Source organism: Fodinibius salicampi (genome assembly GCF_039545095.1).
GTDB lineage: Bacteria > Bacteroidota > Rhodothermia > Balneolales > Balneolaceae > Fodinibius > Fodinibius salicampi.
Genome location: NZ_BAABRS010000001.1, coordinates 485,179 through 510,453 on the forward strand (window position 1 = coordinate 485,179; position 25,275 = coordinate 510,453).

The window sequence follows — 25,275 nt, forward strand, 5'->3', positions numbered from 1 at the left end:
TTACTCCACAGCATTTCTGAAGATAAGGCGATCAGAAACGATAGACAGTATAAACAGGAATACAGCTGGAAGCAGGAATCGGGGATAAAGATCCTGATAATCAGTATAAATAATTTCTTCTATCTCGGTTTTTTCAAGCTCATTAATCTGGTCATAAATTTCCTGCAGGTTTTCGGTATCAGTGGCGCGAAAATAATTGCCGTCCGTCATATTGGCAATTTCAGTGAGCATCTCTTCATCAATGTTTACTTCCACATTTTGATAGCGATTGCCAAATATGGGATCCTGTACAGGATAGGGAGCTGTGCCCCGGGTTCCGGCTCCAATGGTATAAATCTTTATGTTGTGAGATAGAGCCAGTTCTGCTGCGGTAACGGGATCAATTTCTCCGGAATTATTTTGTCCGTCGGTTAATAGAATGATAACCTTACTCTCGGCACGGCTTTCCTTGAGGCGGTTGACAGCGGTAGCAATGCCCATACCAATTGCTGTTCCATCTTCCACCACTCCCATTTCAACTTCACCGAGTAACCGATTTAACAAATCGTAGTCCAGGGTGGGGGGGACCGCCGTGAAGCTTTGCCGGGCAAAAAGCACCAACCCTATGCGATCGGAAACACGCTGGTCAATGAAATCACTTGCTACATTTTTGGCTGCTTCCAGTCGATTGGGTTTCAGATCTTCCGCTTTCATTGAAGTAGATATATCAAGCGTAAGTACGATATCTATCCCTTCGGCATTACGTTCCACCGTAGTATTTTGGTATTGGGGACGTGCCAGAGCACAGACGACCAGAATAAAAGCAATGCATTGAAATAACGGGGCAAGATAGATGCCGTAGTTTTTCCAACTTCCGGATAGCTCACTGAGGGTGGAAGTATTTGAAAAGGTAAGAGTAGGGTTACGGTTACCTAAATATTTCCAAAGCTGATAACCAATGACTGGTATCAGTAATAGAAGCAACCACAGCCATTGTGGATTAGCCCAACTCATGCTTCTACCTCTTGCTGATTTTGTCGTTCTTTATGTTCTTCTCGTTCAGCTTCGACTCGTGATTGATGCTCGCGACGCATATGTTCAACCCGGGGAGCGTCAATTTCTTTGGCACGTTCCAGGAAATTATAACCTTTTTTCAGGGCGCGGCCCGCTTGCTCTTCGGTGGGAGTAAAATTAGCAAACTTGACCATATCAGCCTCCTGCAGTACGGCGCGGGTATCATCAATGAGGGTATAGTCAATAGACCGGGATCGGAGTTTTTGAAGGATCTCGGTACTGGTCAATTCCAGAGCCCGGATCTGGTGCAGCTCCTCAAAATAACGGCGTATAGCATCTCCCAGTTCTGTATAGAATATTTGAAAGTCCTTGGTTGAAGATAAATCCATTTGTTCCAGCCTGTTTATATCTTTTTCCAACACTTTAAGAGGATTGATAAAAGGCTTCGGTTTAAATGGTTGAGGTTCTACTATTGTCTCTTCTTTCTCTTTTTTTGTTAAGTAGTAATACAGGAGAAAACCTACTATCAAAAGCAACAGAAAGCCTATAATATAAGGCCACCAGGCCGCAGCAAAATCGTAGATTGGTTTAAGAGGCCGAAGTGATTCATCTTCTTCTGCCAGAACACTGCTGAATTTTATGGGGACAGGGTTTGTATAGACCGTTGTTGTATCTTCCTCGTTTATCAAAAGGACCGGAAGAGGTGAGAGTATGGTATCGGAAGTTGCAAAAAATTGCAGATCGTAGGAGATGCTATCTTTAAAAGAAGATACCTGGAATCGGGACTGGGAGCGGATTTCGAAGTTAGATGAAAAATTGGCACTGTCGGGGAAAGTGATTCGATCGTAATCCTCGTCATAATTGACGGTAATAGAAAAGTTGAATCTATCTCCAACTTTTAAAGAATCAGCACTCGTGTACTCTTTAACGGTTTGACCAGAGCTATTTAAGGTAATCCCCGTAAAAAGCCAAAGTAATAATATTCTTTTAAAAAGTTTTCCGTAACCCACCGAATTGATATGCATTAATTGGTACTAAAAACAGAGATAATAACCTTTAAAAACAATCATTTATTGCATCGGCGCTCAAAATAGAAAAAATCTTTCCATTCGGAAAAACTTATTATGATTTTAGGATTTGCTAAAAGTCATTTTTTGTGTGCATAAAATTATTAAAAATGGTATATTTGAGTGTTTTAAAATCAAAAAAATAAGAGTACAGCATTTTATGATAAGGGCATTTTCTTTAGGGCTTCTCATGATAACCATTCTATGTTCTTGCTCGAAGGAACCGAAGAAGGCGAGCCCGGTAGAAGCTTCTTCAGTAATTCAACCAGAAGATACCGTTAAGGCTTTAGAATTGGAAGTTGATGAGTTTGGTTTACCTATTGCCAGTGTCGAAATCGAGGAGCATACGATAGAGCGAAATGAAAGTCTTTATGTCATTTTTGACAAGCTTGATTTTGATCCCCAAGAGATATATTCAATCAGCGAAAAGGCAAAAAAAATAATTGATTTCAAGAAAATTCGTCCGGGACAACGGTACCGCACTTATTTTAAAGAAGATAGCACCGAAGCACTTTCGCATTTGGTCTGGCAGCCTAATTCAATGGAATATGTGGTTTTTGACTGGAAACAGGATTCGCTGAATATATATAAAGCCGCTCGCCCTCTTTATACCAAAACTGAAGTTACCTCTGGAGTTATCAATAACTCGTTATATCAAACTATCAGTCACGCTGGGGGTAGTCAGCTTCTGGCCCATAAATTGTCTCAGGTTTTTGCCTGGCAAATTGATTTTTTTAGCATTCGTAAAGGAGATAGCTTTAAGACACTTTATGAAAAAAAGTATGTTGACGATGAATTTTATGGAACTGGAGATGTTTTAGCCGCTCAAATAGAGCATAGGGGGGAGCTATTCCGCGCTTACTATTTTTCCGAAGATGGAGTAGAAGGCTATTACACAGAAGAGGGGGAAAGTGTGCAAAAAGCTCTGTTGAAAGCTCCTTTTGAGTATGACCATCGCATTAGTTCACCTTTTTCGAAGAACAGAATGCACCCTACTTTAAACAGGCGCCGCCCACATAACGGTGTTGATTATGCTGCACCCAGGGGTACTCCTGTACTTTCAACTGGTGATGGAACGGTAACAAGAGCCGGATACTATGGAGCCAGCGGTAATATGATTCGGGTAAAGCATAATAAAACATTCGAAACCTCTTATTTGCATCTCAATGGATTTGCTAGCGGGGTACATGCCGGTGCCAGAGTAGAGCAGGGACAAGTTATAGGATATGTGGGAACGACCGGTCGCTCAACCGGACCGCACTTGCATTATGAAGTTAAAAGAAATAGCCGTGCCATTAATCCATTAACGATGGATTTACCTTCCTCAGAATCCATTCCTGATAGCTTAATGGATGACTTTAAGGTAGTTCGAAATGCCTTTGATCGTCAACTGAATCAAGTGCAGCAGGATACTGCTGAAACTGACCGTCCTGTAATTACTTTGAATGATACCTTCATTAGTAACGATGCATTCGACGTCGGAAGAACGCGATAAGGGGACGGATATAGGACGCATTTGTCTCAACCTCGATCATGTCGATTTTTCTGCGCAGGGATTGATTACGCAATTCTTCTTTTTGTTGCCGCCGTTTTCTGCGATATTCATTACGAACTTTTTCACTAGAGGTATCTACTAAGATTTCTTCTCCCGTTTCAGCATCTTTTAAAGGAATAAGTCCGAGATTGGGAAGATCATCCTCCAGTTTATCATTGATAAATATATTTACCAGATCGTGTTTACGGTTTGTTATTTTCAGCTGGCGATCATACTGATTATCCTGAAAATCACTGGCTAGAATAATAATAGCCCGCCGGTTTAGCAGGCGATTAATGTAAGACAGGGCCTCACTAATATCCGTTCCATTTCCCTCTGGTTCAGTTGTGAGGAGTTCTCGAATAAGACGAAGTACATGTAGCCGACCTTTTTTAGGGGGAATTACTTTTTCAATTTCATCTGTGAAAAGTACCAATCCAACCTTATCGCCATTCTTAATGGCGCTGAAAGCAAGAACTGCGCATATCTCTATGGCAAGTTCCATTTTACTCTGACCCCGACTTCCGAAAACACCACTTGGGGATATATCAACGCACAACATGAGGGTTTGCTCTCGTTCCTCTTCAAATTTTTTAATGAAAAGATCTCCCGTTCGGGCTGTTACATTCCAGTCAATCTGGCGAATATCATCACCATATATATACTCTCGAACCTCGGAAAATTCCATACCCCTTCCTTTAAAGGCCGATTGATATTCACCTCCGAAAATACTGTTAACCATTCCTTTTGTCCGTATTTCAATTTTACGGACTTTTTGAAGTATTTCTTTTGAAATCATATCGAAGTAAATTGTTTTATCTGAAGATCAAAGGATACAAGAAATCGGTCATTTTTAAAAGACAAACCTATTATAACAAGCAGGAAATGGTAATAATATCGTAATACATGGGTAACTTTAGGTTTAATATAAAATGTTCTTTTTAAACAAAACTAATTGTTATGGTAAATAAATAGTTAAATGATTATTGGCAGTAAGTTTAGCAGAAAATACCATCAGCTGTTAATAAAAATAGGAGAGCTTTCGCTGGGAAAAATAAATAAGGAAATATCCGTAAAGAATTTAAATTCAGACCTGGATATGGATAGAACAGAAATTAAAAATGCTTTGGAATATCTGGAAGAATTGGGATATATCCATATTAAAACCATAGGAGGTCCTTTATTGTATGGCCATATTACAATAACGGAATCAGGACTTCAAAAATATCACAGCCTGTAACTATATGATATTTCGTTGGGTTTATATTTTGATGAGCATGACTAAAACTTTTCCAAAAAAATACCTACCTTTATCACAAAATTTTCTGGTTTATTAAGATAACCGTTTTTTAAAAATCAGCCTCTTCCTGAATTGGGAAGCAACTCATCAAAATGAAACTCTAAATTTAATATTCACATCCATGATTATAGGTGTACCCAAAGAAATAAAGACTCATGAAAATCGCGTTTCCCTACTACCCGGAGGGGTATTGAAGTTAGCAAAACATGGACACGAAGTCTTAGTCGAACAGGGGGCCGGAGAAGGCAGCGGGTTCTTTGACAAACAGTATGAAGACTCGGGTGCTACCATTATGGAAGATATTGATGAGTTATGGGAGCAATCAGATATGATTATGAAGGTCAAGGAACCCATAGAAGTAGAATACCCGAGAATGAGGGAGGGGCAAATTATTTTTACTTACTTCCATTTTGCTGCAAGTGAGGCTCTGACAGAGGCTGTAGCTAAATCCCGAAGTATTGCTATTGCATATGAAACCGTTGAAGAAGAGGACGGTACGCTGCCGCTCTTGGTTCCAATGAGCGAAGTGGCCGGACGAATGGCCTCGCAGGAAGGCGCAAAATTTTTGGAAAAACCTGAAGGGGGGAGAGGTATTTTACTCGGAGGTATTCCAGGAGTTAAACCAGCCAATGTTATGGTGCTCGGCGGCGGAATTGTGGGTGTTAATGCTGCAAAAATTGCCGCCGGAATGGGGGGCAATGTAACCATTATGGACATTAGTATGCCACGATTACGTTATTTGGATGATGTTATGTCTAAGAATGTAGATACCATGTTTTCGAATGAAGCTAACATCAGAAGTATGCTTCCGCATGTGGATATGATAATTGGAGCGGTACTCAAGCCCGGGGCCAAAGCGCCTCATCTTATTACCAGAGATATGCTATCGGAGATGCAAAAAGGAACGGTATTGGTAGATGTTGCAATAGACCAAGGAGGATGTTTTGAAACTTCCAAACCTACGACGCACGATAATCCCGTCTACAAGGTAGATGATGTGGTACATTACTGTGTTGCTAATATGCCGGGTGCTGTTCCCTATACTTCTACACTGGGATTAACAAATGTAACCCTTCCATATGCTGTTTCTCTTGCGAATAAGGGCTGGAAACAGGCTTTGAAGGATGAAGAAGAGCTTCAAAAGGGACTAAATATTGTGGATGAAAAAATTGTGTACAAGCCGGTTGCAGAAGCATTTGATATGGAATATACTGCAATTGAAGAGGTACTGTGATGAGATGAAATAGGGAGCCATAATATTTCATCAAAGAACTTTGGCTCACTTTTTAATCAGTTCTTATTCTTTTAAGAGGGATTCTCTGTAAAATGAGGTTAAAATTATGGGGATAAAATAAATTGTTAACTGAGCGGTTATAATATATTGATAACCATAATGATAGGTTATTTGTAATCCGGTTGACAACTTGTTGATAAGTATTTTTGTTTACCATAAGACATCCCATTATATTTTCGAGACATTAGAGTAATAATCGTTGTAACAGACATTTCATATGGGTAAAGTAATTTCCATTGCCAATCAGAAAGGAGGGGTTGGTAAAACTACTACAGCTATTAACCTTGCTGCCAGCCTTGCAGCGATTGAGCATACTACTTTAATCATAGATATTGATCCCCAGAGCAATACGACTAGCGGATTGGGAATTGAGTCGAAAACAGTAAATAATTCTGTTTATGAAATTATGGTTGGAGGGGTGGAAGCAGAGGATGCAATTCGTGAAACAGAACTTCCTTTTTTAGAGATTATACCTTCCCATATTAATTTGGTAGGGGCTGAAATAGAAATGATAGATCGTGAGCGCCGCGAACGCATCCTGGAAAAAGCGATTAGTGGTTTAGAAGAAAAATATGATTTTATAATTATTGATTGTCCTCCTTCATTGGGGTTGCTTACTATTAATGCTCTGACAGTTTCAGATTCTGTTATAATTCCGGTCCAGTGCGAATATTTCGCCCTAGAAGGATTAGGTCAGTTATTAAACACTATTAAGATCGTACGTCAGCATTTGAATACTGAGCTGGAGATAGAAGGGGTCTTGCTGACGATGTTCGATACGCGCACCCGTTTGTCCGATCAGGTGGCCGATGAAGTAAGGAAATATTTCGAAGATAAAGTTTTTGAGGCGGTAATTGCACGAAATGTGCGGCTGGCAGAAGCGCCAAGCTTCGGCAAACCGGCTTTGTTATATGATTCAACCAGTCGTGGTGCAAAGAACTACCTTGCATTGGCACGTGAGATCATCCATCGGAATAAGAATTTATTTAAAAATAGTCCTGTTTTTGCAAACAGTTAGGAAGGAGTAATTATGGCATCTAAAAAAGTTTTAGGGCGGGGTCTTGGTGCTTTCTTTCCAGAGTATGATGAAGACAAAGACCAAAAGGGAGAAAAGAATCAGGAGGGTGCGCCGGATAAATCTGCGTACGCTACACCAGAGCAACGTGTAAATGTAGTTTTGGAAGTTCCTGTTGATAATATTCGTCCAAACCCTCATCAACCTCGTAAGGAATTTAATGAAGAACGTCTTCGGGAATTAGCCCAGTCTATTGAAGAACATGGGTTAATACAGCCTATAACAGTACGCTATATCGGTGAAAAGAGGTTTGAGCTGATTAGTGGTGAACGGCGGCTTCGCGCTTCAAAGCTAGCCGGAATTGATAAGCTGCCTGCATATATTCGGGAAGTGAGCGATGATGATGTTATTTCGTACGCTCTTATTGAAAATATTCAGCGGGAAGACCTGAATCCTATTGAAGTAGCTATGGGATATCAGCGTTTAATTGAAGAAGCGGAATTCACTCAGGCAGAAGTTGCTGAACAAGTGGGTAAAAACCGATCTACTGTTGCTAATATGCTTCGACTGCTTAATTTACCGCCTTTTATACAAGCGGCTTTACGTGATGAAAGTCTCTCAATGGGACATGCACGAGCATTGCTTGCGGTTGAGGATCCCGAAGATCAGAAAGCTATTTTTAAAAGAATTATTGATAAAGGATATTCGGTCAGAAAAACGGAGAAAGCAGTTAAGGCATTATCAAAGGACAAAGAGAAGTCAACTTCTCAAAGCTCTGATGACCAACAGAGTGCTTTTTTAAAAGAAATATCAAATAGGCTTCGGAGCAAATTAAGTACCAAGGTCAATATTAAGTCCAAAAAGAATGGTGGTGAAATACGTATTGAATACTATTCGGATGAGGAGCTTGATCGGCTGCTGGAGTTGTTTGAGAAGCTTTCTTAGCCTGCTTGTTCTTCTCTTGGGGTTTGTGCTGCACGCATCAGCCCAGCAAACGGACAATTATTCTTCTCTTTCGATAGATCGATTAGAGAAAAGCCGCCATTTGCACATTGATGGTCGCATTCAGGAGCAAAATTCGGCTAATGATACGTTACCATCTCCTAAGAGTGTCATGTACAAATCAATGATCATTCCGGGATGGGGACAGATAACAAATAAACAAATTTGGAAAGTACCTATTGTTTATGGTCTGTTAGGGGGGCTGGCCTGGTATAGCAGTGATCTTACAAAGCGTTATCATGATTATAGAGCAGCTTATTATAATTTGCATCCACAAACAGACGAAGATCAGCGATTTGGACCAACACCTGATTATATTCCGGAAACCGCTAATTTGGAGCAGTTAAAAACCATCAGAAATACCTATCGTAACAGGCGCGATATGGTATATATCGGCATCGCCCTTGCCTATGGTTTAAATATTGTGGATGCATATGTATTTGCACATATGCGCTCCTTTGATGTATCTGATGATTTAAGTATGCGAACGCGTATTCAACCTTCTCTTACTGCTCAGGCAACACCGGGAGTTACACTTTCGATAGATTTTATAACTAAATAGAGACTGGAAAAATGACCAATAAAAAAGATGAAAAGTTAAGTGTGCCCGAGAATTTTGAAGACACTCATCACGATGATGTCTGGAGTGTTTTCAAGATTATGGGGGAATTTGTAGAAGGATATGATAAGCTTTTTAAAATTGGCCCCTGTGTTTCTATCTTTGGTTCTGCACGAACGTCAGTAGAAGGGAAATACTATGAGATGGCCCAGTATACTGCACAAAAAGTAACAGAGCAGGGTTTCGGAGTTATAACAGGTGGTGGACCCGGAATTATGGAGGCCGCCAATAAAGGAGCACAAGAAGGAGAAGGGAAATCTGTTGGTCTGGGGATTACTTTGCCCCATGAGCAGGGGTTGAATGCATTTGTGGATAATGATTATGTCATTAACTTTCACTATTTCTTTGCTCGAAAGGTTATGTTTGTTAAATATGCACAGGGATTTATTGTATTTCCGGGTGGGTTTGGAACACTCGATGAGTTTTTTGAAGCATTAACCCTTATCCAAACAAAGAAGGTTACCGCGTTCCCCGTCGTTTTAATAGGAACAGAATATTGGAAGGGATTGGTTGACTGGATTGAAAATACTATGATAGAAAATGGTACCATTTCAAAAGGAGATTTAGACCTCTTTCATCTTACCGACGATCCGGATGAAGCAGTCAATATTATTTGTGAATTTTATAAGGAACATACGTTACAACCCAATTTTTAGGGGATAAAGAGGTTGACTTATTGAAATGAAACTTTTTCTTTTTATGAGGCTTTAAAATAATAAGTAGTAGAAATGTCCGTTTTAATAATGGAAAAGAGAATATTGTTTAATATCAAAAGAAATTTATAATAAAAGCGTACAGTAATGAGTTTTACTTTTAAATAAATAGTTTAATTCATTACATTGATCGCGTTTAATACTCAACCAAAACAGGATGACCATGAAGTTGCTTAAAAATAGCGTTACAACACTGTTACTGGGTCTGTTTATCATTGGCTTAGTTTCAAATGTTAATGCACAAGATAAACGAAAGGCCGTTGAAACTTATAATCAAGCCTTGGAACTCATGAAAGCGAGTGAGTATCAACAGGCTATAACCCAGTTTAATAATGCTCTTTCGCAGGCAGAGGCACTTGGGGAAGAAGGGCAAGACATTATAGAACGGGTGCATAACCAATTGCCGGCTGCTAATTTTGAATTAGCTAAAAATGCATACCGTAATTTCCAGAATGATAAAACAATTAGTAACCTGGACCGGGCTATTGAAGCTTTCCGCCAGGCTGCTGAAGTAAGCGAGGAGTATGGGAATGAACAGATAGCGGAAAAAGCGCCAAATATTATTACCCAACTAATGTACAACAAGGCATTGGTGCAATATCAACAGAAGGAGTTTGAAACGGCAATGGCAACGCTCGATGAAGTAATAGAGCGTAATGCCAATTATGCCAAAGCTTATTACCAGAAAGGTATTGTAGCAAAAAATATGGATGGACGCAGCTTGGACGAGGCCCTTGGTTTCTTTGATAAAGCCGCTGAAGTAGGTAATGAAGTCGGAGATAATCAGATCGTAACTCGTGCTCAAAATGCAGCTGCGGAAGAGCTCGTTTATCAGGGATCTCAGGCTGTACAGAATAGCAATTATAATCAGGCTCTAGAATATTTAAACAGAGCTTTGGATTATAATTCTGAATCAGCAACCGCTTATTTTCGCTTGGCCGAGGCATATAATGGACAGCAAAATTGGCAGCAGGCTGCTGAAGCCGCTCAAAAAGGACTTGATCTCAGCAATGGTGGACGTACCGACAATGCTAAGTTCTATTTTACTTTGGGTACTGCCTACCAGGGAATGGGACAAAAGAACGAAGCCTGCGGCGCCTTCGAAAATGCATCATACGGCTCGTTTAAATCCTCCGCAGAACACAAAATGGAATATGAGCTTAAGTGTGATAGTTAATTAAGTACCTCTAATTACTTTTATCTTATAAAAAGGCTTCTGATTCTATTCAGAGGCCTTTTTTTATAGATGCTATTCTGTATTTGCATTTTTCTTTTATGTAAGCAGAGCTTTGGCTATTTTCTTTACTAAATTTTTGTCATAAACTAATAAATACTACCGGGATTTTAACTGATGAGTCAAACTACTACCAGTTCTTTGGATGAACTTTGCGTCAATACAATAAGAACCCTTTCAATGGATGCCGTACAGGCGGCTGAGTCTGGCCATCCGGGTATGCCTATGGGAATGGCCGACGCTGCTTATGTGCTATGGACAAAATTTCTAAAACATGATCCGGCCCACCCCGATTGGTATAATCGCGACCGTTTTGTTCTTTCAGCGGGTCATGGGTCAATGCTGCTTTATAGCCTGCTTCATCTTACCGGATATGATGTGCCCTTGGAAGAGTTAAAAAACTTTCGCCAGTGGGGAAGCATAACCCCTGGTCATCCAGAAGTACATCTTACTCCAGGTGTTGAAACAACTACTGGTCCGCTGGGACAAGGATTTGGTACGGGAGTAGGTATGGCCATGGCTGAAGCTCATTTAGCAGCGAAGTTTAATAAAGAGGGATATGACATAACTAATCATTTCACCTATGGTATTGTTAGTGATGGTGACTTGATGGAAGGTGTATCGCAAGAAGCAGCTTCCATGGCCGGGCACATGAAGTTGGGCAAACTGATCTACCTTTATGATGATAATGAGATCTCTATCGATGGGAGTACGGATTTGGCTTTTACCGAAGATGTTGAAAAACGCTTTAAAGCAAACAAGTGGCATACTATCAAGATTGATGGCCATGATCATGCTGCTGTAGAAGAAGCCATAAAGGAAGCTCAATCGGTTACTGATAAGCCCTCCTTAATTTGTTGCAGAACTCATATTGGATTTGGTAGTCCGAATAAGCAAGATAAGTCAGCCGCACACGGAGCACCGCTTGGTGAGGAGGAAATAGTAAAGACCAAGGAAAATTTGGGATGGGAGAACAAGGAAAAATTCCATGTACCTGAAGATGCATTGAATCATTTTCGGAAGGCAAAAGAGCAGGGAGCCAAAGCATATAAGGAGTGGACGGATAGCTTTGCAGAATTTGAAAAAGTGCATAGCGAAGAAGCTAAAGCCTTTAAATTAGCTGTTGAACGTCAACTGCCTGATGATTTTGAAAGTTTTTTACCTGTTTTTGAACCGGACGAGAAGGGAGTGGCTACGCGTAAAGCCTCGGGTACTGTGATTCAATCTTTGGCCGCCAATATTCCACAGCTCATCGGAGGTTCAGCAGATCTGACAGGAAGTACCAAAACCTGGATGGATGATTTTGGTATTTTTGATTCTTCAAATTACGGAGGCAAAAATATTCACTTTGGTGTTCGTGAACATGCAATGGGAGCCGCTGTAAATGGAATGGCGCTTCATAAAGGGGTTATACCTTTTGGCGCCACATTCTTAATTTTCTCTGATTATTGCCGACCTGCTCTACGAATAGCCGCCCTGTCTCATATTCCTTCCATAGTTGTTTTTACCCATGACAGTATTGGGCTCGGCGAAGATGGCCCTACCCATCAGCCTATTGAGCATTTGGCGTCTTTGCGTGCTATGCCTAATGCACTGATACTACGTCCCGCTGATGCTAATGAAGTAGCCTGGGCCTGGAAGGCTGCACTGGAGCATACCGATGGTCCTTCCTTGCTGGCATTAACCAGACAAAGTCTGCCGATATTTGAACGTACGGATGCTAATTCCGCCCAAAATACTACTAAGGGAGCGTACATCCTGGCTGATTCCGAAAAAGATCAGCCGGATGTGATCCTGATGGGCAGTGGCTCTGAAGTTCAAATTGCGATGGAAGCCAAATCCCTGCTTAATGAAGAAGGCATTGACGCACGGGTAGTAAGTATGCCATCCTGGGAGCTTTTCCGTAAGCAGGAAGATGCTTATAAACAAAAAGTGCTGCCGAAGGAGGTAACCGCCCGTGTTTCTGTAGAAGCAGCTGCTACTTTTGGCTGGCAGGAATGGGTTGGACATGAAGGTACTGCCCTCGGCATTAATCATTTTGGAGCTTCTGCACCGTATAAGAAGATCTTTGAGGAGTTTGGGCTTACACCAGAGCGAATGGCGGAGGAAGCACAAAAACTTATCTCTTAAGTTTTAAAAGATAGAACTGAGTAAATAAAAAGAGAAGGGTGGACAGTTTTGGACTGTTCACCCTTTTTGATTTGGAAAGAGAGTGGATTGATTTGTTATAAAATCCCATCCACTTTGTACATTTAGAGTATGTGATATTAGTTCGAGTGATGCACACAGGTGAATGTAATATCATCGGCGGGTTTTTCAGAACCAATAAAGTTTTCCAATGACGACTGTATCTTTTGGACAATAGATTTGGCATGTAATGATCCATAGATGTTCATAATGGCATCGAGTCGTTCTTCCCCGAATTCTTCCCCATTATCATTTCGGGCTTCTGTAAGCCCATCTGTGTAGAAAAGTACACTATCACCGGCTACAAACTGGAATTTCTTTTCCTGGAGGTGTGCTTTCAGATGATTGGTTGAAGTCATGCCGAGAGCAAATCCATCTGAACGGAGGTCAAAAGTAGCATCTTGTTTTTTGCTAAATAAAATAGGAGCATTGTGTCCGGCCCGGGCAAAAGTGAAGTGTTGGCTGTCTTTGGGAAAGAATGCGGCACAAGCGGTAACAAAGGTTTTATCCTTAATATCTGACTTTACATAATTATTTAATTCTAAAAATAATTCTTTTGGTGAAGGATTATCTTTTTCGATAATAAGGTGGACCAGCGCTTGCATGCGCACCATATACAGTGCAGCGGATAAGCCTTTTCCTGAAACATCCGCAATAATCATATATGTTCCTTCATTGGTCTTGATAACATCTACGTAATCTCCGCCTACTTCTTTTGCAGTATTGGCAAATGAAAAAATCTCCAGATTTTCTGACTTATAAGCTGTAGCAGGTAATAAGCCAAGTTGTATTTCCCTTGCAAGATCGATCTCGCGCTTGACATCTGATTTTTCCAAAAGCTCAACCAAGAGCAGCATCAGCATTGAACTAAAGGCAAAGGGAAGTAAAATCTCATGAAATAAGACGAAATTTATAATTCCAAAGAAACTGGATAAATAATATATCAGGAATGCAATGATTGAGAGTCCGAATAAAAGACGTCGGGTAGGATTTAAACGCTGGGTGAGGGCAGAAAATAGTTTTAAGAACTTAAGATGTGCCGGAATCTCTTTTTTTTCGAATTGAGAATCCTGCTGGATGGCTTCTTCATATAGCTGTTTAAGCCGATCGGTATCTTTATAAAATTCTTTGCCGATACGTTCCGGGGTCATGCCGGAAACATATTCTTTATAAACCGATTTAGTATTTTGAAATGCTGTCTGTGCTTCGTTTTTTAAGCCCATATAAATCTTTTATTAATCATCTGTGACAAATACTTATTCGTAATAGAATAGAAAAAGTTTTACTTTTTTATTATTGAACGGAAGGTATACATAGTCCGTGAATTATATTAGAAACTTAAATTAATGACAAAATAAAGAATGTCTAAAAGTGTTCTGTTTTTACTGGATGGTATGGCCTTGGCTTATCGTTCACATTACGCATTTATTAGCAGTAATTTAAAGAATTCCGAGGGCATCCCTACCGGGCCTATTTTGGGGTTTGCCAATACGCTCGAAAAATTATTAGAAGAACATGAACCCTCCCATATAGCGGTTGCCTGGGATACCAACGTCCCCACTTTCCGTCACGAAATGGATGAAGATTATAAAGCAAACCGTCCTCCTCAACCTGAAGAGCTTAAAATAGGAATTCCCCTTATTAAGGAGATGATTGAAGGATATGGCATCCAAAATGTTGAACAGGATCGATATGAGGCCGATGATCTTATTGGGACTATTGCCAGTGATGCTAATGCGGAAGACGTTGATGTGTATATGGTTACACCGGATAAGGATTTTATGCAGCTGGTACATGACCATATAATGATGTATAAGCCTGATAATCAGAATGGGGGGTTTAATCTTATAGACCGAGAGGGAGTGAAGGACTATTTTGGGGTATATCCGGAGAAGGTGATCGATGTGCTGGCTATTTTGGGGGATACATCCGATAATATTCCCGGCGTGAAAGGCATTGGCAAGAAAGGAGCACCTAAACTCATTAACAAATACGGCACGCTGGAAGCAGCCATTGAGGATGCGCCCAATATGTCTTCAAAGCGGCATCGCGAAGGCCTGCAGGAATACGAAGAAGAAGCCCTCCATGCCAAGGAAATGGTAACGATTAAGACTGATGTGCCGGATACCGTAAAATGGGAAGAGCTTAACTGGGAAGGAGCAAATGAGGAGGAACTGGGTCGGTTTTTTAAACGAATGGAATTTCGTACGCTGACGCAGAAATACCTGGGAGAAGAGATAACCCGATCTTCTCGTGAAAAGTCGAATAAAAATCAGACTGATCTTTTTGGCAGCAATGAGAAGGAGGAAGAAGAGAGTGAGTTAGAGTCTTTTGAGGAGGATATTGTCAATTATGAGCTGATTAATGAAACGGAGCATCTCGAAAGTCTGGTTACTAAATTACAGGGCGATACGCTCTGTTTTGATACCGAAACTGACGGGGTTGACCCCATGGAAAATAAGCTGGCGGGTATTTCTCTTTCAACCACGGCCGGGGTAGCCTACTACGTGCCGGTAAATGTGGAAAATGGGATTCCCCAGACAAAAGCTATTACCATCCTGGAGCCGTTATTTACGGATGAATCAACGTTAAAAATAGCCCATAATTACAAATTTGACTTTATGATGCTCTATCGGGCCGGGGTGGAGGTTTCGGGACCGGCTTTTGATACGATGATTGCCGCCTATTTGATTGATGCCGACCAGAAGCTAAAGATGGATGCCCTGGCTGAGAAGTATTTGAATTATGAGACTATTCCTATTACCGAGTTAATCGGTTCGGGACGTAAGCAAAAGACGATGGATGAGATTCCTGCTGAGGAAATCAGAGTGTATGCTTGCGAAGATGCGGATATTACGCTCCGTCTATATGAGATACTCGGCGATATCCTGGAAGAAGATGAACTCTCAGAAATAGCGGAAACCCTTGAATTTCCGTTGATGGAAGTACTGGCGAAGATGGAAATGGAGGGCGTCTTGGTGGACCGGGAGATGCTGGGAGCGTTTTCTAAAACGCTCCATGACGATCTGCTTGCCCTGGAACAGAAGATTTATGACAAGGCAGGTACAGAATTTAATATTAACTCCCCGAAACAACTGGGAGAGGTATTATTTGATAGAATGGGTTTGCCCGCCGGAAAGAAAACAAAAACAGGCCAGTATTCAACGGCGGAATCGGTACTGAAAAAGCTGGCAGCAGAGTATGAGATGCCGGATCTTATTCTGGAATATCGTGCGCTCAGCAAGCTAAAATCTACGTATGTGGATGCTTTACCCAAGCTTATCAATGAAGAGACAGGACGCATCCATACGGACTTTAACCAAAGTATTGCTGCTACTGGTCGACTTTCTTCCTCAAACCCAAACCTTCAGAATATTCCCATTCGCACCGAACGGGGACGGGAGATCAGGAAAGCCTTTATTGCCGAGGAGGGTCACCAGTTGCTTTCAGCTGACTATTCCCAAGTAGAGCTGCGGGTTATCGCCTCTATAGCTGAGGATGAAAATATGATTCAGGCCTTTCAGGACGGGGAAGATATTCACTCCCGCACGGCCAAAGAGATTTTTGACCTGGACTCCCTTGATGAGGTAACTCCAAATCACCGCCGTAAGGCGAAGGAAGTCAATTTCGGCATTCCCTATGGCGTTAGTGCTTATGGACTCGCTAACCGGCTTGGAATAAGTAACAACGAAGGTAAGGATATGATTGACCAGTATTTTGACCGTTTTCCGGGTATTCTGGATTATATTAATGAAACGAAGGCCTTTGCCAAAGAAAATGGCTATGTAAAAACATTATTGGGCCGCCGCCGCTATATCCCACAGATAAATTCCGGAAACTGGAATGTACGATCTTTTGCCGAGCGTACAGCTATAAATATGCCTATTCAGGGGACGGCTGCGGATATCATCAAGCTGGCAATGATTAATATTCAGGAATATATCGAAGAAGAGCAGCTAGGCACCCGAATGCTGTTGCAGGTACATGATGAATTGATTTTCTCGGTTCCCGATGAAGAAGCGGATGAAGTCCCGGAAAAACTTAAGGAACTGATGGAAACCGCTTTTGAGCTTTCCGTCCCTCTGGATGTAGAGATGGGCCTGGCCAATAACTGGCTGGAAGCCCATTAGATGTGCCCATCCAACAGAGCATAGATCAAAGAGACTGTATGTATGTCAGAGCCGAGATATATCCTATGTGAGGGCTACGACATGACCCTGTCGTGGTCGTGATACATCCTGTGCTAAGGCTACGACATATTCCTGTCGTAGGTGGGGGATCTCCTCAGCGTAGGGCAGGCAGTAGTATCCCCATTTGATATTACTCAACTCTTTCTTGTACATAGCACTGAGTGAGAATAATATCAGAGGCTGTCAACACTGGGCTGTTTCAGCACCAATGCTTCACTCTTCCTCCAGTTTAAAGCGTGGCAGGTGCAGTCCCCATTGAATGGCTGCCAGCCGGAGCCCAATAACGACAATCATAGCCGTCATAATGTTAACAGATGAGGGCAGGGCAGTGAGCTGCAACAAAAGGTAAACAGTAGCACCGGCCAGGGCAGCGGTAGCATAGATATCGCGCTGTAGAATCATTGGGATTTTGTTTGTTAGCACATCACGTATCAGTCCGCCGACGGTGCCAGTGATAGCGGCCATAATGACAATAATAACTTCATTGGAAACAACTTCCTGGGTGATCTGGGCTCCCGTAATGGTAAACACGGCCAATCCGAGAGCATCCGCCAGAAGCAGTGCTTTTTGGGGCGGCTCCTTATGGCGGGTATACCAGATGGTGAGTAGGGTACCAATGATTATAGCTGTCAGGTATGTGGGATCGGCAATCCAGAAGACGGGATGTCGATTAAGCAGAAGGTCGCGCGTAGTACCGCCTCCTACAGCGGTTACAACGGCAATGACTACCACGCCCAGCAGGTCGAGACTCTTTCGTCCGGCGGCCAGAGCACCGGATACGGCAAAAACCACGACGCCGAAGAGGTCCAGCCAGTATAACAGTTCAATCTCTTCCCAGCTCATTTTCCCTTATTATCTGAAGCTAAAGGAAAGTCCTGCATTTGCCGTTGAATATTTGGAAACGTTAAACTCACCGAAAATATGGAAGAAAGCCATTTTAAAAGTTACACCACCAATCAGGCTAAATGAGTTTTGGCCATTTTCGGAGTAGCTAAACGGATCTTCAATCACGTCATATCCCTGAATCCCATTGACTTCCATACTTACAGGATACTCCCCCGTTACATCCATATTAAAAGCCGAGGTTTCATAACCCACGCCTCCGTAAAATGAAATAAAAGGGAGGTCTTTGCCCGCCAGTGCTTTAATGGTGAAGGTATTTATATTGACATTGCCCTGCTGATTATCAAAATCAGCAGTAGCTGCATCCGGATTTTCAGGATTCGGAATAGCACCGGGTTCAGGTTCCAAATCGAAATTCATATCCAAATTGATATTGGTATAGCCAGCAAGCACGGAAAGGTTAACAGGGAGAAGATTACCGCCCGGCAGCCATTGATTGATGCCGTGCTTTAAACCAAATCCGGACATATTGAAATTGCCGTCGCTACCGATCGATATTTCCGGAACATATCGCACTATTAAATCGGTATCCCTTACAATACCCACTCCCGCCTGGACCATTGGAGCCGGTACAAAAGAGTAGCCTGTGCCTTCGGGTAAGTTGAACCGTGCCACTTCATTGCCGTCATCTTCAACAATGACTTCCGGGCCTAATTCGTCATTACCACCCACTGTGGGACTAATAGTATTTGAAGGGTCAGCCGGCTTTATCTTTTCGAGGTTAAGATCATTTAAATCAAATGACTGATCGTCTCCCGGAATAAATGAAAGTGCACCTCGGACCTGAATATCAAATCCTAGGGTACTGTGGGGCTCAGCAGAAGTAGTCCATCCGGAATTGATATCAGCACCCAATCCCGATGGAATAGGTTTTAGATATGCTCTGGTAACTTTTTCGGCATCTTCGGCTCCGGCTCTCAGCACATCTCCAATATCGCTGAATTGTGCAAGAGTAGTGGATGTTCCAGTTAAAAATAATACTCCGAATAATAATATTAGTTTCTTTTTCATGGGTTATAATAGCTAGGGGAATTTTAATCCTGAAGGTAAATCATTAAAAATATCTAATACTTGGTAATATCAGGATTTTGAGGGAATTTAAAAAAGTAAATTCCTAAGGATAATGGCAGTATTAAAATAGATAGACTTTCTCTGGGAATCGCATTTGGCCATCTAGGTGAAGGCAGATAAATTATTGGGCCGTTAATCGTTTTCCAGGGAATCTAGGATATTTAGGTAAGAGTCATAGCGATCGGGATGTATATGGCCCTCTTCAAATGCCTCCATGACGCCACAGCCGGGTTCGTGGCTGTGGGTACAGTTATTGAATTTACATTGCTGTCTGAATTCGAGCATTTCCGGGAAAAACAGGGAGAGCTCCCATGGTTCGATATTAACCAATCCGAATTCCCGGAGTCCCGGTGTATCTACCAGATAACCGCCTAACTGCAAGGGGAGAAGCTTGGCAAAAGTAGTGGTATGGACTCCTTTTTCGTTGTAATCGGATACGGCCCCCACCTTGTGGTTAATAGAGGGCTCAATATGATTAAGCAGGCTTGTTTTACCTACACCCGAGGGACCAACAAAAACGGAAGTTTTATCCTGGAGATCTTCTTTAAGCCGTTCCAGTGATTCCTCGTCTTTAATGCTGGTAAGCAGAACATTATAGCCCAGAGAATCATAAAGTTCTGCAAGATTGTCGATATGTGGTTTATCTTTATCCTCAGCCAGATCCATTTTATTTAATATGATACGAGCCGGTATTTGGTATGCTTCACAGGTTACCAAAAACCGATCCAAAAATCCCCGCTTGATGTTTGGCTTTTTAATAGACTGTACCACATAAGCACAATCAATATTGGATACCAGAATCTGGTTTCCTTCTTTGTGATGCGTTGATTCCCTAATAAGATAATTTTGTCGGTCCTCGATTTCCTCAATACTTCCGGAGCCGTCATCATTTCTTGAGAAGTGCACATAGTCTCCTACCGCAATGGGGTTGGTAAGCTTGTGATCTTCGAGACGAAAGCGACCAGGAAGGCGACAACTAATGGTTTGACTGTCATCTCCCTGTGCATAGGCCACTTCATACCATTGGCCGGTTGATTGTACAATGCGTCCTCGGTGTGTCAAAGGCAGTTTGTTTTTTTATTAAGGTTGCTTCAACATAAAAAAGTCACCCCGATTAATCGAGGTGACTAATAAGATTAATTTAAATAATTGAAATATTAATTTGGTGTAAGCTCGGTATGTATTCCTTCTCTATACTCTTCGATCATTTTATCGATAAAAGCGGGAAGGTCATCGGGGCTTCGGCTTGTGGTCAATCCCTTATCAACAACCACTTCTTCATCTACCCATTTGGCACCTGCATTCATTAAGTTTGTTTTGATGAATGGATATGAGGTCATTGTCTTACCCTCAATCTCTTTTGTTTCTATCAGCATTTGCGGTCCATGACAGATCGCTGCGATAGGGATTCCTTTGTGTAGAAACTGAGCTACAAACTCATTGGCTTTTTTATCTTTTCGAAGTTGATCAGGATTCAATACTCCGCCGGGTAACAACAGCCCATCATAATTGTCTACACTTGCAGCTTCAAGAGAGATGTCGACTTCATAATCATCGCTCCAGTTTCCCTGGTTCCAGGCTTTAATGGAACCTTTCTTTGGAGAGATAAGATGAGTATGGGCTCCGGCGTGATGTAATGCTTCTCTGGGTTCGGTTAATTCTACTTATTCAAAACCATCTGTGGAAAGAATAGCAATTTGCTTATCAGCTAGTTCGTAAGCCATAGTTCAGATAATTTTATTAACAATTCCCAGTTTAGTTTGAACATTGTTAAAATGCTTATACAGCCTTAAAAGTTTCGTTTGTGCCTTACTAGACTACTATGTCTTAACTACTTATAAATAAAAAAACCGCTTCTCCATCGAGAAGCGGTTTTTAAAGGGAGCATATTTATCTAATCCATAACAATGGTTTCTTCAGTGGAATCTTTATCATCCTTAGCTCTATCGTTACTCCGGTTTTTGTGCTCTTCGCTTACTTTAAAGCGGTCGACGGGACTAAGAACCGGTTCATCTTCAAGCACAATATCCAGCAGGGGGTCCATGCGTTCCAGATATTCCACTTCGAGATCTCCGAGGACATCCTCGTCAATTTCTGCTACATCTTTTTCATTTTTTTCCGGCAGCAGTACTTTTTCAATACCTGCGCGTTTGGCCGCCAGTACTTTTTCTTTGATACCGCCCACCGGGAGTACGAGTCCACGGAGCGTAATTTCGCCGGTCATAGCCAGTGTCCCTTTCACCTTACGCTGCGTAAATATTGATGCTACCGCAGAAAAGATAGAGACCCCTGCCGAAGGTCCATCTTTTGGAACAGCTCCTTTTGGAACGTGGATATGGAGATCCCAGTATTTAAACGCTTCTTCAGGGATATTGAGCTCTTCGGAATTGGCTTTTAGGTAAGACATGGCAAGCATGGCGGATTCTTTCATCACATCCCCCAGCTGACCCGTTATGTGTAGCTTGCCGCTGCCTTTGGATACACTGGCCTCAATAAAGAGAATATCGCCGCCGTAAGGGGTCCATGCCAGTCCCGTAGCAACCCCGGGTACTTTGGTTCGTTCAGCTACTTCAGAGAAGTACTTCCTCTTGCCGAGGTAATCTTGCAGCTCGTTAACGCCTACTTTATGGGGCCCGTCATCGCCTGTGGCAATTTTAGCAGCTACTCCCCGGCAAACCGAACCGATCTGACGTTCCAGAGATCTTACTCCTGATTCACGGGTATATTCGTCAATAATTTTCTGGATACCCTGATGAGTAAGTTTAATTTGTTCTTCTTTCAGGCCATTCTCCTTAATTTGTTTAGGAATGAGATGTTCTTTGGCTATCTCAGTCTTTTCCTGCAGGGTGTAACCGCTGATATTGATAATCTCCATACGATCACGCAATGGTGCCGGGATCGTATCCAACGAGTTAGCCGTGGCAATAAACAGTACTTTTGAAAGATCGTATTCCAGCTCCAGGTAATTATCTGCAAAGCTGTCGTTCTGTTCCGGATCGAGTACTTCCAGCAGGGCAGAGGTGGGATCGCCTCTATAGTCAGATCCTACCTTATCAATTTCATCCAGCATAATAACAGGATTACCCGTTCCGGCTTTCTTCATTGATCGCAATATACGTCCCGGCAGGGCGCCAATATATGTTCGGCGATGGCCTCGAATTTCTGCTTCGTCATGTATTCCTCCCAGGCTGAAGCGCTCAAATTTTCTATTTAAGGCACGGGCAATTGATTTTCCGAGAGAAGTCTTACCCACACCCGGAGGTCCGTAGAAGCAGAGAATAGGTGCTTTCATGTCGCTTTTAAGCTTAAGCACCGCGAGATATTCAACAATTCGTTTTTTGACTTTTTCAAGCCCGTAATGGTCTTCGTCTAATACATTCTGCGCATTATTCAAATCAAGGTTATCGTCGGAATATTTATCCCACGGTAGATCAAGGATCCATTCGATATAGCTGTGAATAACCCCGTAGTTGGGGGAAGAGTTAGGGGTACGCTCTAGTCGCGTAATTTCCTTATCTACGGTTTCTTGGGCTTCCTCAGGTAGATTCTTTTCTTTGGCTCGTTTCCGAAGTTTCTCAACTTCCTGATGTTCTCCATCTTCCCCCAAAGCTTCCTGAATGGCTTTCATCTGCTGGCGCAGATAGAAATCACGTTGCTGATCATCAATGTCAGATTTTACCTTCGTGCGTATCTCTTCGCTGAGGTTTAATACCTGGAGTTCTTTATTAAGAAATTCCATAACGCGTTCCATACGCGTAGAGAAAGTGCGGATTTCGAGCACTTCCTGCTTTTCATTTGTGGAGACGTTGAGATTTGAAGAGATAAAGTTAAGCAGGAAAGTAGGACTGCTGATGTTATTAATTGCAATGGAAGCTTCGGAAGGTATATTCGGTGAGAGGTTTACAATTTTTCTTGCTGTCTCTTTTACCGACCGAATAGAGGCATCGAGTTCTACTCCTTCCAAATCCATTTCCTGGCGATAGGGCTCTACAATGGCTTTAAAATAAGGGTCTTTTTGAAGAAACTCCTCAATCTTAAAGGTCGTCTTGCCCTGAATGACAATACTTTTACTGCCATCAGGCATCTTAATTAGTTTTAAAATCTGGGCTACCGTTCCTACTTCGTACAGATCTTTCTCATTGGGATCCTCATCCTCCTCATTTTTTTGACTGACTACTCCAATCGTTTTGTCAGCTTCATATGCTTCCTTTACTAATTCGAGGGAACGATCACGTCCTACAGTAATAGGTACAACCACACCGGGAAAAAGCACCGTGTTCTTAAGTGGAAGAATAGGAAGTTCGTCGGGAATTTCAGACTGTGTTAATTCTTTTTCTTCCTCTTCCGACATAAGAGGAATAGCCTGTTCAAAATCGTCGAACTGGTCGTCAATATCTTCAAAATTGACCATGTTTTTGAACATTTCCTTCATGTATGCTAAGGTTTTAAATCAAAGTTTTAGTATTGGAAACAATTAAGTGCAAATAAAGAGCCAAGCTTCTTCCATCTACCAATTAGTCATGGATACTGGCAAAATAACAAAAAGTTAGGGAAAATAGAGTATTAATTGACAGCTTGGCAGTAATTGGATTATCAGAAATGAAACTGCAGTCCCCCGATCGCTCCGCCGGCCAGGGCTGCTTGTTGAGATTGAGGATATATTAAGGCCTGAGAACCAAAAGTAAAATCCCAGTATTTTGTTTCTAATCCAGTTGAAAAACCTACTTGCAGAGGCATATTTGAAGCTAATTTGGTTCCCATTCGCAAAGGTATTCTTTCAAAGGGCCGGGCTTCCATTCCCAGGTAGACAGACAAGTTCTTGGATGTATAGGCACTGTTATCGAGTCCGAGGGTAAGATCTCCGATAAACTTGACGGTCGATAAGTCAACTAATATACCTGCGTTAACGGATGTGGGTAGCATGGTTGAGTAGGCTTCCTCAGAGCTCTCTTCAGCGCTCAGTAGCGGGTTAGGCAGTGATTCGGCTTGGTGAAGGTGGTTAATATATTGTCCGCCAGACCCAATAAACATTTCATTTAAGGGTGATTGTTGCTGGGCAATAGTGGTATCTCCAGGAGTATCAATGGTGAGTGGTTGTTCCGTTTGACGCAGTACTCCGATATCGGCAAGAGATAAAGCAATACGCAGTGATTTTTTAGGAATACCTTCTGTACGCTGTGATAATCCTTCATCACTAAGGGGAATTACATAATTGAGTCCAAAATCAAATCCCAATCCATACCCGCTTTGTTCAAAGTGATAGCTGCCAAAATTGTTTTGTATTGCCTCTTGGGGATTTTCGGACTGCATATATGCATGGATGGCATCACTGAAGCGCCCGGTACTTTGCAGGCTAAAGTCAGAAGTAAAAGGATTTGCCTGGGCGTTTATTCCGTCATCATAATAACGGGCATGATAGCGGGCATCTAGCTTGGGACCAGCTACTATTAGTTTTGGAGCAAACCCAATATAGAGTTTGCTCAATCCCGGCATCAATCCGTTTACAAAAGTGAAATCCTGTGCGTAGCCAAAGGAAAGTTCATAGAGTTCGCTTTGTTGTTGAGATAAGGTAAAATCCCGGACGGTCCGATTATTTTGACCTATGAAGCTATCATCATACCATCCTCTTCCGGTAATAATCCGGGAAGCCAGACGCGCACGCAAAGCAATAGAAATTGCATAGTCTTTTCTGTACCAATGGATTCCTCCTAGCATTATCTCAGCTCGTGATGGGGTATTGGCTTGTAGCCTCTGTCCCCCAAAATGTTTATCAAGAATTGTAGTACGCTGCGAAGAATTTATACCAACATACTTTTGAATATAGGGACGATATCGGTTTCGGAAATTGGTGAACTGTCCTGAAACAGTATTCGAGGATAGAATCGGGTTAATTTGCAAGGCAGCTTGTCCGATATCTAAATGCAATGTGCCCGGACGATTGGGAAGCATTAAGTTAGCTGGATTGCTGAATGCAGCTTCGCTTCCGCTAAAATATGCGATACCGCCGCCATTCAAGCCCAGGTTATTTGAAGTGAGAGAAGGTTGGGCTTTGAGCGTGTGGGTGAAAATCATGGCGATAAGCGCCCACGTGGCGATAGCTATACCTTTTTTGATCGTTTGTATGAGGAAATAATTTTTCATCTATAATATCAA

The 25,275-nt window shown here is 42.0% G+C and carries 20 protein-coding genes and 1 pseudogene; 10 read left to right on the plus strand and 11 right to left on the minus strand.

The genetic code is table 11. The features are described 5' to 3' along the window. Together ABEB05_RS01985 and ABEB05_RS01990 are read right to left on the minus strand one after the other, a co-directional pair. Positions 1–993 (minus strand): vWA domain-containing protein, encoded by a 993-nt coding sequence (locus ABEB05_RS01985; protein ID WP_265787057.1) that lies wholly within the window; start codon positions 991–993, stop codon positions 1–3. Further along, positions 990–2,018, minus strand: coding sequence for a hypothetical protein (locus tag ABEB05_RS01990; protein ID WP_265787059.1), 1,029 nt, complete (start codon positions 2,016–2,018; stop codon positions 990–992). The genes ABEB05_RS01985 and ABEB05_RS01990 overlap by 4 nt, the downstream gene beginning before the upstream one ends. 202 nt (positions 2,019–2,220) lie before the next feature. Here ABEB05_RS01990 and ABEB05_RS01995 point away from each other — a divergent pair, with 202 nt between their 5' ends. Next, complete coding sequence (locus tag ABEB05_RS01995) at positions 2,221–3,555, plus strand: M23 family metallopeptidase (RefSeq protein ID WP_265787061.1); 1,335 nt, start codon at positions 2,221–2,223, stop codon at positions 3,553–3,555. Here ABEB05_RS01995 and ABEB05_RS02000 read toward each other — a convergent pair. After that, on the minus strand, positions 3,518–4,393 hold the full coding sequence (locus ABEB05_RS02000; protein WP_265787063.1) for a DUF58 domain-containing protein: 876 nt from the start codon (positions 4,391–4,393) through the stop codon (positions 3,518–3,520). The genes ABEB05_RS01995 and ABEB05_RS02000 overlap by 38 nt on opposite strands. Positions 4,394–4,573: 180 nt before the next feature. Here ABEB05_RS02000 and ABEB05_RS02005 point away from each other — a divergent pair, with 180 nt between their 5' ends. The 8 genes from ABEB05_RS02005 to tkt all read left to right on the plus strand — a co-directional run bounded on the left by ABEB05_RS02005 (position 4,574) and on the right by tkt (position 12,901). Continuing rightward, positions 4,574–4,834, plus strand: coding sequence for a hypothetical protein (locus ABEB05_RS02005; protein ID WP_265787065.1), 261 nt, complete (start codon positions 4,574–4,576; stop codon positions 4,832–4,834). 181 nt (positions 4,835–5,015) lie between these two features. Then, a complete protein-coding gene (gene ald, locus ABEB05_RS02010; RefSeq protein WP_265787067.1) occupies positions 5,016–6,128 on the plus strand; it encodes an alanine dehydrogenase in 1,113 nt (370 codons plus the stop codon). Between the two features lie 277 nt (positions 6,129–6,405). Beyond that, positions 6,406–7,206, plus strand: a complete 801-nt coding sequence (locus tag ABEB05_RS02015) for a ParA family protein (RefSeq protein WP_265787069.1) — start codon at positions 6,406–6,408, stop codon at positions 7,204–7,206. Between the two features lie 12 nt (positions 7,207–7,218). Beyond that, positions 7,219–8,148 (plus strand): ParB/RepB/Spo0J family partition protein, encoded by a 930-nt coding sequence (locus ABEB05_RS02020; protein ID WP_265787071.1) that lies wholly within the window; start codon positions 7,219–7,221, stop codon positions 8,146–8,148. After that, positions 8,132–8,767, plus strand: a complete 636-nt coding sequence (locus tag ABEB05_RS02025; RefSeq protein ID WP_265787073.1) for a DUF5683 domain-containing protein — start codon at positions 8,132–8,134, stop codon at positions 8,765–8,767. Before ABEB05_RS02020 ends, ABEB05_RS02025 begins: the two co-directional genes overlap by 17 nt. A gap of 11 nt (positions 8,768–8,778) precedes the next feature. Then, the gene (locus ABEB05_RS02030; protein ID WP_265787075.1) at positions 8,779–9,480 is read left to right on the plus strand and encodes a TIGR00730 family Rossman fold protein; all 702 of its coding nucleotides are present in this window, start codon (positions 8,779–8,781) and stop codon (positions 9,478–9,480) included. A 220-nt stretch (positions 9,481–9,700) separates the two neighbouring features. Next, positions 9,701–10,714, plus strand: coding sequence for a tetratricopeptide repeat protein (locus ABEB05_RS02035; RefSeq protein ID WP_265787077.1), 1,014 nt, complete (start codon positions 9,701–9,703; stop codon positions 10,712–10,714). A gap of 174 nt (positions 10,715–10,888) precedes the next feature. Beyond that, complete coding sequence (tkt, locus tag ABEB05_RS02040) at positions 10,889–12,901, plus strand: transketolase (RefSeq protein WP_265787079.1); 2,013 nt, start codon at positions 10,889–10,891, stop codon at positions 12,899–12,901. A 137-nt stretch (positions 12,902–13,038) separates the two neighbouring features. Here tkt and ABEB05_RS02045 read toward each other — a convergent pair whose 3' ends face one another. After that, on the minus strand, positions 13,039–14,181 hold the full coding sequence (locus ABEB05_RS02045) for a PP2C family protein-serine/threonine phosphatase (RefSeq protein WP_265787081.1): 1,143 nt from the start codon (positions 14,179–14,181) through the stop codon (positions 13,039–13,041). A gap of 138 nt (positions 14,182–14,319) precedes the next feature. On the opposite strand from ABEB05_RS02045, the gene polA reads away from it, so the two are divergent. Further along, positions 14,320–17,088: a DNA polymerase I gene (polA, locus tag ABEB05_RS02050; protein ID WP_265787082.1), complete on the plus strand. Its 2,769-nt coding sequence runs from the start codon at positions 14,320–14,322 to the stop codon at positions 17,086–17,088. Between the two features lie 63 nt (positions 17,089–17,151). Here the strand turns inward: polA and ABEB05_RS02055 are convergent, their stop codons facing one another. From ABEB05_RS02055 to ABEB05_RS02085, 7 genes and pseudogenes are all read right to left on the minus strand, one after another. Continuing rightward, complete coding sequence (locus tag ABEB05_RS02055) at positions 17,152–17,301, minus strand: hypothetical protein (RefSeq protein WP_265787084.1); 150 nt, start codon at positions 17,299–17,301, stop codon at positions 17,152–17,154. A 60-nt stretch (positions 17,302–17,361) separates the two neighbouring features. After that, on the minus strand, positions 17,362–17,991 hold the full coding sequence (locus ABEB05_RS02060; RefSeq protein WP_265787086.1) for a trimeric intracellular cation channel family protein: 630 nt from the start codon (positions 17,989–17,991) through the stop codon (positions 17,362–17,364). A gap of 9 nt (positions 17,992–18,000) precedes the next feature. Next, the gene (locus ABEB05_RS02065; protein WP_265787087.1) at positions 18,001–19,062 is read right to left on the minus strand and encodes a DUF6588 family protein; all 1,062 of its coding nucleotides are present in this window, start codon (positions 19,060–19,062) and stop codon (positions 18,001–18,003) included. Positions 19,063–19,254: 192 nt separating this feature from the next. Beyond that, positions 19,255–20,184 (minus strand): ribosome small subunit-dependent GTPase A, encoded by a 930-nt coding sequence (rsgA, locus tag ABEB05_RS02070; protein ID WP_265787089.1) that lies wholly within the window; start codon positions 20,182–20,184, stop codon positions 19,255–19,257. Positions 20,185–20,279: 95 nt separating this feature from the next. Further along, a pseudogene (locus ABEB05_RS02075) lies at positions 20,280–20,774 on the minus strand (type 1 glutamine amidotransferase domain-containing protein); the annotation flags it as partial. Positions 20,775–21,016: 242 nt separating this feature from the next. Beyond that, entirely contained in the window at positions 21,017–23,533 is a 2,517-nt protein-coding gene (gene lon / locus ABEB05_RS02080; RefSeq protein ID WP_265787091.1) for an endopeptidase La, read from the minus strand. 182 nt (positions 23,534–23,715) lie between these two features. Continuing rightward, on the minus strand, positions 23,716–25,263 hold the full coding sequence (locus ABEB05_RS02085) for a DUF5723 family protein (RefSeq protein WP_265787093.1): 1,548 nt from the start codon (positions 25,261–25,263) through the stop codon (positions 23,716–23,718). Positions 25,264–25,275 lie beyond the last annotated feature (12 nt).

Coding starts and splice junctions, on each gene's coding strand:
- ABEB05_RS01985 (WP_265787057.1), bottom strand. CDS start 993: ATGAGTTGGGCTAATCCACAATGGCTGTGGTTGCTTCTATTACTGATA.
- ABEB05_RS01990 (WP_265787059.1), bottom strand. CDS start 2,018: ATGCATATCAATTCGGTGGGTTACGGAAAACTTTTTAAAAGAATATTA.
- ABEB05_RS01995 (WP_265787061.1), top strand. CDS start 2,221: ATGATAAGGGCATTTTCTTTAGGGCTTCTCATGATAACCATTCTATGT.
- ABEB05_RS02000 (WP_265787063.1), bottom strand. CDS start 4,393: ATGATTTCAAAAGAAATACTTCAAAAAGTCCGTAAAATTGAAATACGG.
- ABEB05_RS02005 (WP_265787065.1), top strand. CDS start 4,574: ATGATTATTGGCAGTAAGTTTAGCAGAAAATACCATCAGCTGTTAATA.
- ald (WP_265787067.1), top strand. CDS start 5,016: ATGATTATAGGTGTACCCAAAGAAATAAAGACTCATGAAAATCGCGTT.
- ABEB05_RS02015 (WP_265787069.1), top strand. CDS start 6,406: ATGGGTAAAGTAATTTCCATTGCCAATCAGAAAGGAGGGGTTGGTAAA.
- ABEB05_RS02020 (WP_265787071.1), top strand. CDS start 7,219: ATGGCATCTAAAAAAGTTTTAGGGCGGGGTCTTGGTGCTTTCTTTCCA.
- ABEB05_RS02030 (WP_265787075.1), top strand. CDS start 8,779: ATGACCAATAAAAAAGATGAAAAGTTAAGTGTGCCCGAGAATTTTGAA.
- ABEB05_RS02035 (WP_265787077.1), top strand. CDS start 9,701: ATGAAGTTGCTTAAAAATAGCGTTACAACACTGTTACTGGGTCTGTTT.
- tkt (WP_265787079.1), top strand. CDS start 10,889: ATGAGTCAAACTACTACCAGTTCTTTGGATGAACTTTGCGTCAATACA.
- ABEB05_RS02045 (WP_265787081.1), bottom strand. CDS start 14,181: ATGGGCTTAAAAAACGAAGCACAGACAGCATTTCAAAATACTAAATCG.
- polA (WP_265787082.1), top strand. CDS start 14,320: ATGTCTAAAAGTGTTCTGTTTTTACTGGATGGTATGGCCTTGGCTTAT.
- ABEB05_RS02055 (WP_265787084.1), bottom strand. CDS start 17,301: ATGTACAAGAAAGAGTTGAGTAATATCAAATGGGGATACTACTGCCTG.
- ABEB05_RS02060 (WP_265787086.1), bottom strand. CDS start 17,991: ATGAGCTGGGAAGAGATTGAACTGTTATACTGGCTGGACCTCTTCGGC.
- ABEB05_RS02065 (WP_265787087.1), bottom strand. CDS start 19,062: ATGAAAAAGAAACTAATATTATTATTCGGAGTATTATTTTTAACTGGA.
- lon (WP_265787091.1), bottom strand. CDS start 23,533: ATGGTCAATTTTGAAGATATTGACGACCAGTTCGACGATTTTGAACAG.
- ABEB05_RS02085 (WP_265787093.1), bottom strand. CDS start 25,263: ATGAAAAATTATTTCCTCATACAAACGATCAAAAAAGGTATAGCTATC.